Source organism: Mycobacterium sp. IDUB_3 (genome assembly GCF_055419585.1).
Genome location: NZ_JBVAXZ010000002.1, coordinates 622,337 through 635,429, shown reverse-complemented (window position 1 = coordinate 635,429; position 13,093 = coordinate 622,337). Strand labels below are relative to the sequence as shown.

Below are 13,093 nucleotides of genomic sequence, written 5' to 3'. Positions count from 1 at the left end.
TTTCGAGTCCGCTTCTTTCCGTTACTCCGACGTCTCATTCCCAGCCTATTCGCCGGGGCATGGCAAGCCCGTCTCACGACGCATTTCGACCGCTCACAGTACCTGCCCCGGTGCGACGCGCACCGGGCCGCTAACCCTGAAGAAAGCTCAGCCGGACCGAGCGTTGCGGGTTGTCCCGGTTCAGGTCGACCAACACGATGCTCTGCCACGTCCCCAGCATCGGCTCACCGGCCGACACCGGAACCGTCACCGACGGGGCGACCAGCGCCGGCATCACGTGGTCGGCGCCGTGGCCCGCGGAGCCGTGCGAATGCCGATAGCGATCGTCGCGCGGCAGCAGCCTTTCCAGCGTGTCGACCAGGTCGTCGTCGGAACCGGCACCCGTCTCGATGATGGCCACCCCCGCCGTCGCATGCGGGACGAACACGTTGCACAGGCCGTCCCCGCGCGACCAGCAGAACCCGCGCACCGCCTCGGTGAGATCGACGATTCGGCGGCGCGAGGTGTCCACGTCCAACACATCGGTATGCACCCCGCCAAGCCTACGGCGCCGGCCTCGCGACCAGCCAATCCACTGTGAGCGCCGCCACAATTGGGCATTGCGGGTGTCCACCGGCAGGAGGAGGGTAGGTCATGACCGGTGGCGCCACCGGGGCGCTGCCCCGAACAAAGAGGGGGTGGATCGTGTACGCACGCTCTACCACAATTCAGGCGCAACCCTCGTCCATCGACGCCGGAATTGCGCATGTTCGCGATGAGGCCATGCCCGCGCTGCAAGGTATGCCGGGGTGCGTCGGAGTATCCCTTTTGGTCGACCGTCGTTCGGGCCGGTGCATCGCCACCAGCGCCTGGGAGAGCGATGAGTCCATGCGCGCCAGCGGTGAGACCGTGACGCCGATCCGTGATCGGGTGGCGGAAACTTTCGGGGGCACGGCGAACGTCGAGCAGTGGGAGATCGCGGTGCTGCATCGCGACCACCGCGCACCCGACGGCGCGGGCGTGCGTGCGACTTGGGTCAGGGTGCCGCGGGAGACCATGGACCAGGGCATCGAGTACTACAAGTCGTCCGTCCTGCCCCAGCTCGAGAGCCTCGACGGGTTCTGCAGTGCGAGCCTTCTGATCGACCGCTCCTCCGGGCGTGGCGTGTCCTCCGCGACGTTCGACAGCATCGATGCGATGGAGCGGAACAGAGAGCAGGCAAGCGCGCTGAAGAACTCCTCGATGCAAGAGGCGCACGCCGAGGAACTCGATGAATGCGAGTTCGAGCTGGCGCTAGCGCACCTCCGAGTGCCCGAGCTGGTCTGATCCAGACGCCGCGGTAGACCGGCCGAACCAGGTATTCCGCCGGTCGGCGATCTGCGCCCCTAAACCATTGCGGCGAGTAATCCGCAGGAGGAAGGTAGCGGGTGGGACCGGTGGCGCTACCGGGGCGCCGCCCCGACACAGGAGGGGCCGACCGTGTACGCACGCTCCACCACCATCCAGGCGCAACCCCTGTCCGTCGACATCGGCATTGCGCACGTTCGCGACGTCGTCATGCCCGCGCTCACCGAGATCGACGGGTGTGTCGGACTGTCGCTGCTGGTTGACCGGCAATCGGGCACCTGCATCGCCACCAGCTCGTGGGAAACCATCGAGGCGATGCGCGGCAGCGCCGAGCGCGTCGCCCCCGTCCGCGACCGGGCCGCGCTGATGTTCGACGGCAGCGCGCGGGTCGAGGAATGGGACATCCCGTTGCTGCACCGCGACCACCCCTCCCGCCCCGGCGCATGCGTGCGCGCCACCTGGCTCAAGGTGGTGCCGGATCAGCTGGGCCGGTCGCTGGACTTCTACCGGATGGCGGTGCTGCCCGAGCTGCAAGACCTCGACGGGTTCTGCAGCGCCAGCCTGATGGTCGACCACCCCGCCTGCCGCCGCGCCGTGACGTGCTCCACGTTCGACTCGATGGAGGCGATGGCACGCAACCGCGACCGCGCCAGCGAACTGCGCAGCCGGCGCGTACGCGAATTGGGTGCCGAGGTGATCGACGTGGGCGAGTTCGAGCTGGCGATCGCCCACCTGCGGGTGCCCGAGCTGGTCTAGCGCGTCAGGGCAGCGCGTCCCCGGGGAACCCGCGGCACGGGTGCACCTGGTAGGTGAAGACTCCCGCGGCGACGCCGGGGTCCTCACTCATGATCTTGGTGGTCTCGTCGACCGTCGCCGCGAACACCCCGATGCCGCACACGTCGGATTCGTCGATGACCGGCAGTACCACCGGGAGCACTCCGTCGTCGCGCAGCCCGAAGTTGCGGCGGCCGTGCTCCCAGATGACACCCACCGACGACTCGTCGCCGAACCTGGGGCCGCGGTTGAGGATGACGACGCTGTAGGGCTTGGCGGTGGGCAGCAGCTGGCCCATCTCCTCGTCGGTGAAGATCTTCATTCCCGCCTCCTCTTACGGATGATCGCGCGCAGCCGGTCCAGCCGCCCGGTCATTTCGCGTTCACCGCCGCGGCCGGTGGGCCGGTAGTAGTCGACCCCCACCAGCTCGTCCGGCGGATATTGTTGTGCGACAACCCCATCCGGGTGATCGTGGGAATATTTGTAGCCCTGCGCGTTGCCCAGCCCCGCCGCACCCGAATAGTGACCGTCGCGCAGATGGGGTGGAACCAGACCCGCTTTGCCGGCCCTGATGTCGCCCATCGCGGCGGCCAGCGCGGTGGTGACCGCGTTCGACTTCGGCGCGGTGGCCAGATAAACCGTGCAGTGCGCCAGGGTGAGCTGCGCCTCGGGCATGCCGATCAGCGCCACCGTCTGCGCGGCCGCGACCGCGACCTGCAGCGCGTTCGGGTCGGCCATGCCGATGTCCTCGCTGGCCAGGATCATCAGCCGGCGCGCGACGAATCGTGGGTCCTCGCCGGCGACCAGCATGCGGGCCAGGTAGTGCAGCGCGGCGTCGACGTCCGAGCCGCGCACCGACTTGATGAAGGCGCTGATGACGTCGTAGTGCTGGTCGCCGTCGCGGTCGTAGCGCACCGCGGCCTCGTCCAGGGACTGCTCGACGGCCGCGACGGTCAACTCGCCGCCGGGCTCGACCGCCCGCACAGTTTCGGCGGCGACCTCCAGCGCCGTCAGCGCGCGCCGGGCGTCACCCGCGGCCAGCCGCACCAGCAGGTCGACCGCCTCGGCCGCGACCGTGATGTGCCCGCCCAGCCCGCGCGGGTCGTCGATGGCGCGCTGCACCACGGTGCGGATGTCGTCGGCGCTCAGCGGCCGCAACTGCAGGATCAGCGAGCGCGACAGCAGCGGCGCCACCACCGAGAACGACGGATTCTCCGTGGTCGCGGCCACCAGCAGCACCACCCGGTTCTCCACGGCGGACAACAGCGCGTCCTGCTGAGTCTTCGAGAACCGGTGCACCTCGTCGATGAACAGCACCGTCTGCTCACCGGACAGCAGCGCCCGGCGCGCGGTGTCGATCACCGCCCGAACGTCTTTGACGCCGGCCGACAGCGCCGACAGTGCCTCGAACCGGCGGCCGGTGGCCTGCGAGATCAGCGCGGCCAGCGTCGTCTTGCCGCTGCCGGGCGGGCCGTACAGGATGGCCGACGCCACGCCCGAGCCCTCGACCAGCCGGCGCAGCGGAGATCCGGGGGCCAGCAGATGGTCCTGCCCGACCACCTCGTCCAGCGATGCCGGACGCATCCGGACCGCCAGGGGTGCACTGCCCGACACGCCCAGCCCGTGATCGGTCGACTGTGGCGCAGCGGTGAGGTCAAACAGACCGTCGGACACGGTTTCAGGCATACCACGGCGGGCGGACACCCGCGCCGGCCCAGGCGTGCGCGCCGCAATCCGCGCGCCCCGGCCGAGTCTTTGCTAAGTTCGGCGTTTGCCGAGTTCCGCGGGCGTTCCCTCCTAGGAAACTTCAGACACGAGGACATCCGACAGCAAGGACGGACATGAGCCAACCTCCCGAGTATCCAGGCACCCCGGCAGACCCCCAGGGCAGCAACCCTGCCGGCTACCCGCCGCCGCCGGGCTATGGCGCACCGCCGCCTCCGGGCTATGGCACACCTCCCCCGCCGCCCCCTCCGGGTTACGGACCGCCCCCGGGATACGGCGCGCCCCCTCCCGGCTACGGACCGCCACCCGGCTACGGGCCCCCACCCGGCTACGGGCCCCCACCGGGCTACGGGCCCCCACCGGGCTACGGCGGCCCGCCCGCGTTCAGCGTGGGAGACGCGTTCGGCTGGGCCTGGAACACCTTCACCAAAAATGCTGTGGCACTTATCGTTCCGGTCCTGGCGTACGCGGTGTTGTTCGGCATCGCCTCCGCCCTGATCGGCCTGAGCCAGACCATGGGCAGCACGACGAGCAACTCCGACGACGACCTCACCTTCACCGCGAACCTCAACGGCGGCGGGACGGCGCTGCTGATCCTCGGCTATCTCGTCGCGTACCTCGTGGGGGCGTTCGCCCAGTCCGCGTTCCTGTCCGGCTGCCTGGATCTGGCCGACGGTCGCCCCGTGACCATCGGGTCCTTCTTCAAGCCGCGCAACTTCGGCATGGTGTTTCTGGCGGCGCTGCTGGTCGGCATCCTCACCTCCATCGCCTCGGTGCTGTGCTTCCTGCCCGGCCTGATCCTGGGGATCTTTGCCCAGTTCACCATCCCGTACGCGATCGATCGGTCCGAGCAGCCCGTCAAGGCGCTCACCTCCAGCTTCTCCACCGTCGCGGCGAACTTCGGCAATGCCCTGCTGATATGGCTGGTCGAGGTCGCCGCCGTCGTGGTGGGTTTCCTGGCGTGTGGCGTCGGCTTGTTGGTGGCGGTCCCGGTCGCCGCCCTGGTCGGGATCTACGCGTACCGCAAGTTCTCCGGTGGACAGGTCGCCGCGCCACAACAGGCGGGAGACCAGGCCGGGCCGCCGCCGGGCCCGCAGCCGGCCTGACACTGCGCGCAGGTTTCTCGTATTACGGCGCGGTAAGCCGCAACCGCGGCGCGCTGCGCCGTGTCCGCGCGTGTGATGGGATCAGCGATTATGAGCATCAAAGTTGCGCTGGAGCACCGCACCAGCTACACCTTTGACCGGCTGGTCCGGGTGTATCCGCACATCGTGCGGCTGCGCCCGGCGCCCCACACCCGCACGCCCATCGAGGCGTACTCGTTGCGTATCGAGCCCGACGAACACTTCATCAACTGGCAGCAGGACGCGCTGGGCAATTTTCTTGCCCGGCTGGTGTTTCCGAATCCGATGCAACAACTGAGCATCACCGTCGGGCTGATCGCCGACCTCAAGGTGATCAACCCGTTCGACTTCTTCATCGAGGACTGGGCCGAACGGTGGGTCGCCGCCGCGGGACGGCCCGGGCTGAGCTACCCCAAGGAGCTGGCCGAAGACCTGGAGCCCTACCTGCGACCGGTCGACGAAGACTCCAGCGGCTCCGGCCCGGGCGAGCTGGTGCGGACCTGGCTGAACAATTTCTCGGTGCCCGACGGCACGCGCACCATCGACATGCTGGTCGAGCTCAACCGTGCGATCAATGCCGACGTCGCCTACAGCCTGCGGATGGAACCCGGTGTGCAGACGCCGGATTACACGCTGCGCGCCGGGGTCGGCTCGTGTCGCGACTCGGCCTGGCTGCTGGTGTCGATCCTGCGCCAGCTGGGGCTGGCCGCCCGCTTCGTGTCCGGCTACCTGGTGCAGCTGGCCTCCGACGTCGAGGCGCTGGACGGGCCGTCGGGGCCCGTCGCGGACTTCACCGACCTGCACGCCTGGACCGAGGTGTACATCCCGGGCGCGGGCTGGATCGGGCTCGATCCGACGTCGGGGCTGTTCGCGGGCGAGGGCCACATTCCGCTGGCGGCCACGCCACATCCGACGTCGGCGGCACCGATCACCGGGGGCACCGAACCCTGCGCCTCGATGCTGGAGTTCTCCAACACCGTCACCCGGGTGCACGAAGATCCGCGCGTCACACTGCCGTACACCGACGACGCGTGGCGCACGATCCACGACGTCGGCAGGCGCGTCGACGAGCGGCTGGCCGCGGCCGACGTCCGGCTGACCGTCGGCGGTGAGCCGACATTCGTTGCGGTGGGCATTCCCCCAGACGGGTCGGCCGAGGAATGGACCACGGCCGCGGACGGCCCGCACAAGCGGCAGCGCGCCTCCGATCTGGCCGCCCGCCTGAAATCCGTGTGGGCGCCGGGCGGGGTGATCCAGCACGGGCAGGGCCGCTGGTATCCCGGAGAACCGTTGCCCCGCTGGCAGATTGCGCTGTACTGGCGCACCGACGGGCGCCCGCTGTGGACCGACGCGACCCTGCTGGCAGACCCCTGGAGCGGCCGGGCGCAACGCCCCGCCGACAACGAGGCGGCCTCCCGGGTGCTCGCCGGGATCGCCGACGGCCTGGGACTGCCGGCCTCGCAGGTGCGGCCGGCCTACGAGGACCCGCTGCATCGGCTGGCGGCCAAAGTCCGCGAGCCCGAAGGGGTTCCGGTGGACCCCAGCGACGACCTGGAAGCCGACTCCCCCGCGGCCCGCGCTGAGCTGCTGGCCCGTCTGGACGAATCCATCACGGCCCCGGCGGCGTTCGTGCTGCCACTGCACCGGCGCGACGACGACCTCGGGTGGGCCAGCGCCGACTGGCGGCTGCGCCGCGGCCGTATCGTGTTGCTGCCCGGAGATTCTCCGGCGGGGTTGCGGCTGCCGCTGGACTCGATCAGCTGGAAACCGCCCCGCCCGTCGTTCGATGCCGATCCCCTGACCGTCAGTGGCGCCCTGTCGACGGAGTCGACAGGCGCCGAGGTGGTCGACGCCGACGGGGTGCCGCCGACGGCGCTGGTCACCGAGATTCGGGACGGGTTGCTCTTCGTCTTCCTGCCGCCCACCGAGGCGCTCGAGCACTATGTCGATCTCGTCGCCCGGATCGAGGCCGCGGCGACGAAGGCCGACTGCCCGGTGGTGATCGAGGGTTACGATCCCCCGCCGGACCCGCGGCTGCGCTCGACCACGATCACCCCGGACCCCGGCGTCATCGAGGTCAACGTCGCACCCACCGCCAGCTTCGCCGAACAGAACCAGCAGCTGGAAACGCTGTACGCGCAGGCCCGGCTAGCCCGCCTGTCCACCGAGTCCTTCGACGTGGACGGCACGCACGGCGGCACCGGCGGCGGCAACCACATCACGCTGGGCGGCGTGACGCCCGCGGACTCCCCGCTGCTGCGCCGCCCCGACCTGCTGGTGTCGCTGCTGACGTACTGGCAGCGCCACCCGTCGCTGTCCTACCTGTTCGCCGGCCGGTTCGTGGGCACCACGTCGCAGGCGCCGCGAGTGGACGAGGGCCGCGCCGAGGCCCTCTACGAGCTCGAGATCGCGTTCGCCGAGATCGCCCGGCTGGGCGGCGGTGGCACCACCAAGCCGTGGGTGATCGACCGCGCCCTGCGTCACCTGCTCACCGACATCACCGGCAACACGCACCGCGCCGAGTTCTGCATCGACAAGCTGTACAGCCCCGACAGCGCCCGCGGCCGGCTCGGCCTGCTGGAGCTGCGCGGCTTCGAGATGCCCCCGCACCTGCGCATGGCCATGGTGCAGTCGCTGTTGGTGCGCTCACTGGTCGCGTGGTTCTGGGACGAGCCGCTACGCGCGCCGCTGATCCGCCACGGCGCCAACCTGCACGGCCGATACCTGTTGCCGCACTTCCTGATTCATGACATCGCCGATGTCGCCGCGGACCTGCGCGCGCACGGCATACCGTTCGAGACCAACTGGCTGGACCCGTTCACCGAGTTCAGGTTCCCGCGCATCGGGACCGCGGTGTTCGACGGTGTGGAGATCGAACTGCGCGGGGCCATCGAACCGTGGACCACGCTGGGCGAGGAGTCCACCGCCACGGGCACCGCGCGCTACGTCGACTCCTCCGTCGAGCGCATCCAGGTCCGCATCATCGGGGCCGACCGGCACCGTTATGTGTTGACGGCCAACGGCTATCCGGTGCCGTTGCTGGCCACCGACAACCCCGGCATCCACGTGGGCGGGGTGCGGTTCAAGGCCTGGCAGCCGCCCAGCGCGCTGCACTCCACCATCTCGGCCGACGGGCCGTTGCGGTTCGAGCTGATCGACCTGACCACGGGCACGTCGCGCGGGGGCTGCACGTACCACGTCGCCCACCCCGGCGGGCGGGCCTACGACACACCACCGGTCAACGCCGTGGAGGCCGAGGCACGCCGCGCCCGCCGCTTCGAGGCGACCGGCTTCACCCCCGGCAAACTCGACCTGTCCGGCATCCGGGAGAAGCAGGCGCGGATCTTCACCGATGTCGGCGCGCCGGGCATCCTCGACCTGCGCCGCGTGCGTACCGTTGCGCAGTAATGGCGTTTGCGGACATGACATTCGGCACCGGTGCACCGGCTGGGCCCGGCTCGATGGCCGGCACCGCGCGTTACGACGCCGATCGCCTGCTGGCCGGATACCGCGCCGCGCGGGCCCAGGAAGCGCTCTTCGATCTGCGGCACGGCCCGGCAAGCGGCTATGACGAGTTCGTCGACCAGGACGGCAACGTGCGCCCGGCCTGGGCGGAGCTGGCCGACGCCATCGCCGAGCGGGGTCGCGCCGGACTGGACCGGCTGCGCTCGGTGGTGCACGACCTCATCGACAGCGACGGCATCACCTACACCGGTGTCGAGCCCGGCGGTCGCGGCCAGGAGCCCCGGCCCTGGCAGCTGGACACCCTGCCCATCGTGCTGTCCGCGGCCGACTGGGAGATGCTCGAGGCCGGCCTGCTGCAGCGATCCCGGGTACTCGACGCGGTGCTGGCCGACCTGTACGGTCGGCGCAGCCTGCTCACCGAAGGCGTCCTGCCCGCCGAGCTGCTGTTCGGCCACCCCGGGTACGTACGCGCGGCCAACGGTATCGAAATCCCGGGCCGCCACCAGCTTTTCATGCACGCCTGCGACGTCAGCCGGCGCCCGGACGGCGCGTTCGTGGTCAACGGCGACCGCACCCAGGCGCCCTCGGGGGCGGGGTACGCGCTGGCCGACCGGCGCGTCGTCGCGCACTCGATTCCCGACCTTTACGAGCGCATCGCGCCGCGGCCGACCACGCCGTTCGCCCAGACGCTGCGGCTGGCGCTGATCGACGCCGCCCCCGATGACGCCCATGACCCGGTCGTGGTGGTGCTGTCCCCGGGCATCTATTCCGAGACCGCATTCGACCAGGCCTATCTGGCCACGCTGCTGGGTTTTCCGATGGTGGAAAGCGCCGACCTGGTGGTGCGCGACGGCATGTTGTGGATGCGCTCGCTGGGCACGCTGAAGCGCGTCGACGTCGTCCTGCGCCGGGTCGACGCCGACTACACGGACCCGCTGGATCTGCGCGCCGACTCCCGGCTCGGGGTGGCCGGTCTGGTGGAGGCCCAGCACCGCGGGACGGTGACGGTGGTCAACACGCTGGGCAGCGGAATTCTGGAAAACCCTGGGCTGCTGCGTTTCCTGCCCGCGATGGCCGAGCATCTGCTGTCGGAAGAGCTGCAGCTGCCCACCGCCCAGGTCTACTGGGGCGGCATCGCCGGTGAACGCTCACACCTGCTGGCGAACCTGTCGTCGTTATTGGTGAAGTCCACCGCCGGCGAGAAAACCCTTGTCGGGCCTACGCTTTCGGCTCAGCAGCTGACACAGTTGGCGGCCCGCATCGAGCAGACGCCGTGGCAGTGGATCGGTCAGGAGCTGCCGCAATTCTCGACGGCGCCCACCGATCACGCCGGCGTGCTGTCGTCGGCGGGCGTCGGCATCCGGTTGTTCACCGTGGCCCAGCGCGGCGGCTACGCGCCGATGATCGGCGGCATCGGTTACGTGCTGGCGCCCGGGTCCGCCGCATACACGCTGCAAACCATTGCGGCGAAAGATATCTGGGTGCGACCCACCGAGCGGGCCCGCACCGAGGCGATCAGCCTGCCGACGCCGGAACCGCCGGCGAAGACGGCCGCGGGTACCTGGGGCGTCAGCTCCCCGCGTGTGCTGTCCGACCTGTTCTGGATCGGACGCTACGGTGAGCGCGCGGAAAGCATGGCGCGGCTGCTGATCGTCGCCCGCGACCGGTTCCACGTCTACCGCCACCACCAGCACAGCGAGGAAAGCGAATGCGTGCCGGTGCTGATGACCGCGCTGGGCCGCCTCACCGGAACCGACATCGCGGCCGACAGCGACGGCGACCACGCAGAGATGATCGCGATCGCCCCCTCCACGCTGTGGTCGCTCACCGTCGATCCGGACCGGCCCGGCTCCCTGGTGCAATCGGTGGAGGGTTTGGCACTGGCCGCGCGGGCGGTGCGCGACCAGATGTCGAACGACACCTGGATGGTGCTGGCGGCGGTGGAGCGCGCGCTGGCACTGAAAAGCGAACCGCCGGACTCACTTTCCGAGGCCGACGCCCTGCTCACCGGCGCCCAGGCCCAGACGCTGGCCGGCATGCTGACCCTGTCCGGGGTGGCCAACGAGTCGATGGTGCGCGACGTCGGCTGGACGATGATGGACATCGGCAAACGGATCGAGCGCGGGCTGTGGCTGACGGCGCTACTGCAGGCCACACTGACCGTCGGGCGCGGCGCCGCGGCCGAACAGACCGTCATCGAGTCCACTCTGGTGGCGTGCGAGTCCTCGGTCATCTACCGGCGCCGCACGGTCGGCAAGATCAGCGTGGCCGCGATGGCCGAGCTGATGCTGTTCGACGCGCAGAACCCGCGGTCGCTGCTGTACCAGCTGGAGCGGCTGCGGACCAACCTCAGGGACCTGCCCGGCTCGTCGGGGTCGTCGCGCCCCGAACGGCTGGTGGACGAGATCGGCACCCTGCTGCGGCGGTCCCATCCCGCCGAGCTCGAACGTGTCGGCGGCGACGGCCGGCGCGCGGAGCTGGCGGAGCTGCTCGCTTCGGTGCACGTCGAGCTGCGCAACCTGGCCGAGGTCATCACCACCACCCAGCTGGCGCTGCCCGGTGGCATGCAACCGATTTGGGGTCCCGACGAACGACGGGTGATGCCGGCCTAGCCGGCGACCGAAGCGCGACCGCGAGACTCCGAGGCCACGTCGTCGACCACGGTGTGGATGAACTTCATCTTCTCCAGGACCGCGACCGGCAGCACGAACGGGTACAGGTCGTCGTGGCCCATCGACCGGTTCACCATGTTCAGCGACCACGACAACGGCAGCCACGTGTCGATGATCGTCTGAAAAGCGCTGGGGCCCAACGCGGGCCGGTCGAACGTGGCCGACGCCGGCGCCAGCCCGCACCACGCCGAGGTGTCCAGCGTGTCGCGGATGTGCAGGTAGTGCGCGAACGTCTCGGCCCAGTCCTCCGCGGGATGCATCGTGGCATAGGACGACACGAAGTGCTCCTGCCAGCCCTCGGGAGCGCCCTGGTTGTAGTGGCGGTCGAGCGCCTCCTGATAGTCGGCTTCGTGGTCACCGAACAGCTCGTTGAACCGCTGCACGTAGTCGCTGAACGGTGCGATCAGCCGGTAGTAGTAGTAATGCCCGATCTCGTGGCGGAAGTGCCCCAGCAGGGTCCGGTACGGCTCGTCCATCTCGACGCGCAGCTGCTCGCGGTGCGCGTCGTCACCCTCGGCCAAATCGATGGTGATGACCCCGTTTTCGTGTCCGGTCATCACCTTCTCGTGCGCGCTGGACAGCAGCCGGAACGCCAGCCCGTAGTCGGGATCCCTGTCCCGGCCGACGATCGGCAGCTTCAGCTCGTGCAGCTCGACGATCAACCTGCGCTTGGCCGCCTCGGCGCGGGCGAACTCGGCCATCCCGACGGTGTCGGCGTCGTTGGGCCGCTCGGTCGTCAGTGCGCACGAGGGGCACAACAGCCGGGGGGTGTTGACTGGGACCAGCCAATTACACTCGGCGAGAAGCAAATTGGCACACAGCTGATACTCGCTGGCGTGCACGAAGCCGGCGTGCTCGCCTGTGTCGTCCTTAGAGATCACCAGCAGCGCCATCTGGTCGAGCGAAAATCCCAGCGCGCTACCGCAATTCAGGCAGGTCGAGTTCTCGAAGGTCAGGCGCTGACCGCAGTTGGGGCAGGTGAAGTCACGCATGCAGCACTTCACCTTCGTAGGGCACCACGTCGACTGCGACGTCGATCACGCTGTGCTCGGAGTTGGTGTAGATGATGCCCCGCAGCGGCGGGACGTCCGCGTAGTCACGGCCCCGGCCCACGACGATGTAGCGCTCGTCGACCATCTGATCGTTGGTGGGATCAAGCCCCAGCCACTCGAATTGGCCGGGCTGCTGCGGAGTCCACACCGCTGCCCAGGCGTGGGTGGCGTCGATGCCGATCATCCGATCCTTTCCCGGTGGCGGATCGGTGGCCAGGTACCCGGAAACGTAACTGGCCGCCAACCCGTTGGCTCGCAGGCAGGCGATCGCCAACCTGGCAAAGTCTTGACATACCCCTTCGCGGGCGGCCAGAACCTCATTGACCCCGGTGGAAATGGTCGTCGACCCCGATCGGTAGGTGAAATCGGTGAAGATGCGCGACGTCAGATCGCGCAACACCTCGATCAATGGGCGCCCGGGGGTGAAGCTGGGCGCCGCGTAGTCGCGGACGTCGTCGGTGATCTCCGGCGGATTGAGGTCCAGGGTGAACTCGGTCGCCAGCGCTCCGCCGGGCCCGACCGGCCGGACCGCCTCCCACGGCTGCGCAGCCGGCCCGCCGGTGTAGAGATCCGGGCCGGGCGGATAGACGTCAACGATCGAATCGCTGGTCACCTTCAGGACCTCGTGCGGCTCGGTCACGTGGAAATAGGAGCTGATGTTGCCGTAGCTGTCCTCGCTGGTGGAGCTGTCTGCGGGGGCCGGGTCGATGATCAGTCGATGCGCGACACAGCGCTGCCGCAGCGAGTCGCGCGGGGTGAGAAATCCCCGACCGTAAGAGCTGGTCACGACGTCGGAGTAGCGGTACTCGGTGCGGTGGGTTACCCGGTGGCGGCGTGCGGCCCCGGTCCCCGGTTCGCCTGGTTCTGCTGGCAAGCGCTTCCTCCTCCTCACCGCTGATCTCATCACATGCCGCACGGTTGCGCGGGGTGCGCGGGACGCCCGGTCGCATACCGT

Annotated in this window: 10 protein-coding genes; 5 read left to right on the top strand and 5 right to left on the bottom strand. The window is 69.4% G+C overall.

Going from position 1 to position 13,093, the window contains the following annotated elements:
• Positions 1-130: 130 nt before the first annotated feature.
• Entirely contained in the window at positions 131-520 is a 390-nt protein-coding gene (locus ACZYVJ_RS24045) for a secondary thiamine-phosphate synthase enzyme YjbQ (RefSeq protein ID WP_007774433.1), read from the bottom strand.
• A gap of 164 nt (positions 521-684) precedes the next feature.
• Between ACZYVJ_RS24045 and ACZYVJ_RS24040 the strand changes: the two genes are divergently transcribed.
• A complete protein-coding gene (locus tag ACZYVJ_RS24040) occupies positions 685-1,305 on the top strand; it encodes an antibiotic biosynthesis monooxygenase (protein WP_463833643.1) in 621 nt (206 codons plus the stop codon).
• Between the two features lie 153 nt (positions 1,306-1,458).
• Positions 1,459-2,082, top strand: a complete 624-nt coding sequence (locus tag ACZYVJ_RS24035; protein ID WP_463833642.1) for a hypothetical protein — start codon at positions 1,459-1,461, stop codon at positions 2,080-2,082.
• A 4-nt stretch (positions 2,083-2,086) separates the two neighbouring features.
• On the opposite strand, the gene ACZYVJ_RS24030 is transcribed toward ACZYVJ_RS24035, so the two are convergent.
• Together ACZYVJ_RS24030 and ACZYVJ_RS24025 are read right to left on the bottom strand one after the other, a co-directional pair.
• Positions 2,087-2,422, bottom strand: a complete 336-nt coding sequence (locus ACZYVJ_RS24030) for a hypothetical protein (protein WP_463833641.1) — start codon at positions 2,420-2,422, stop codon at positions 2,087-2,089.
• Positions 2,419-3,786: a replication-associated recombination protein A gene (locus tag ACZYVJ_RS24025; RefSeq protein ID WP_463833640.1), complete on the bottom strand. Its 1,368-nt coding sequence runs from the start codon at positions 3,784-3,786 to the stop codon at positions 2,419-2,421. Before ACZYVJ_RS24025 ends, ACZYVJ_RS24030 begins: the two co-directional genes overlap by 4 nt.
• A gap of 155 nt (positions 3,787-3,941) precedes the next feature.
• Here ACZYVJ_RS24025 and ACZYVJ_RS24020 point away from each other — a divergent pair, with 155 nt between their 5' ends.
• The 3 genes from ACZYVJ_RS24020 (at position 3,942) to ACZYVJ_RS24010 (ending at position 11,026) form a co-directional block, all read left to right on the top strand.
• On the top strand, positions 3,942-4,931 hold the full coding sequence (locus ACZYVJ_RS24020) for a hypothetical protein (protein ID WP_463833639.1): 990 nt from the start codon (positions 3,942-3,944) through the stop codon (positions 4,929-4,931).
• A 90-nt stretch (positions 4,932-5,021) separates the two neighbouring features.
• Complete coding sequence (locus tag ACZYVJ_RS24015; protein WP_463833638.1) at positions 5,022-8,357, top strand: transglutaminase family protein; 3,336 nt, start codon at positions 5,022-5,024, stop codon at positions 8,355-8,357.
• Positions 8,358-8,410: 53 nt separating this feature from the next.
• Positions 8,411-11,026 carry a circularly permuted type 2 ATP-grasp protein gene (locus tag ACZYVJ_RS24010; protein WP_463833859.1) on the top strand — a complete coding sequence of 872 codons (2,616 nt, stop codon included), beginning with the start codon at positions 8,411-8,413 and terminating at the stop codon, positions 11,024-11,026.
• Here the strand turns inward: ACZYVJ_RS24010 and ACZYVJ_RS24005 are convergent.
• Together ACZYVJ_RS24005 and ACZYVJ_RS24000 are read right to left on the bottom strand one after the other, a co-directional pair.
• Positions 11,023-12,078 carry a zinc-binding metallopeptidase family protein gene (locus tag ACZYVJ_RS24005; protein ID WP_463833637.1) on the bottom strand — a complete coding sequence of 352 codons (1,056 nt, stop codon included), beginning with the start codon at positions 12,076-12,078 and terminating at the stop codon, positions 11,023-11,025. The genes ACZYVJ_RS24010 and ACZYVJ_RS24005 overlap by 4 nt on opposite strands.
• Complete coding sequence (locus tag ACZYVJ_RS24000) at positions 12,071-13,042, bottom strand: transglutaminase family protein (RefSeq protein ID WP_463833636.1); 972 nt, start codon at positions 13,040-13,042, stop codon at positions 12,071-12,073. Before ACZYVJ_RS24000 ends, ACZYVJ_RS24005 begins: the two co-directional genes overlap by 8 nt.
• Positions 13,043-13,093 lie beyond the last annotated feature (51 nt).

Coding starts and splice junctions, on each gene's coding strand:
- ACZYVJ_RS24030 (WP_463833641.1), bottom strand. CDS start 2,422: ATGAAGATCTTCACCGACGAGGAGATGGGCCAGCTGCTGCCCACCGCC.
- ACZYVJ_RS24025 (WP_463833640.1), bottom strand. CDS start 3,786: ATGCCTGAAACCGTGTCCGACGGTCTGTTTGACCTCACCGCTGCGCCA.
- ACZYVJ_RS24020 (WP_463833639.1), top strand. CDS start 3,942: ATGAGCCAACCTCCCGAGTATCCAGGCACCCCGGCAGACCCCCAGGGC.
- ACZYVJ_RS24015 (WP_463833638.1), top strand. CDS start 5,022: ATGAGCATCAAAGTTGCGCTGGAGCACCGCACCAGCTACACCTTTGAC.
- ACZYVJ_RS24010 (WP_463833859.1), top strand. CDS start 8,411: ATGGCCGGCACCGCGCGTTACGACGCCGATCGCCTGCTGGCCGGATAC.
- ACZYVJ_RS24005 (WP_463833637.1), bottom strand. CDS start 12,078: ATGCGTGACTTCACCTGCCCCAACTGCGGTCAGCGCCTGACCTTCGAG.
- ACZYVJ_RS24000 (WP_463833636.1), bottom strand. CDS start 13,042: ATGAGATCAGCGGTGAGGAGGAGGAAGCGCTTGCCAGCAGAACCAGGC.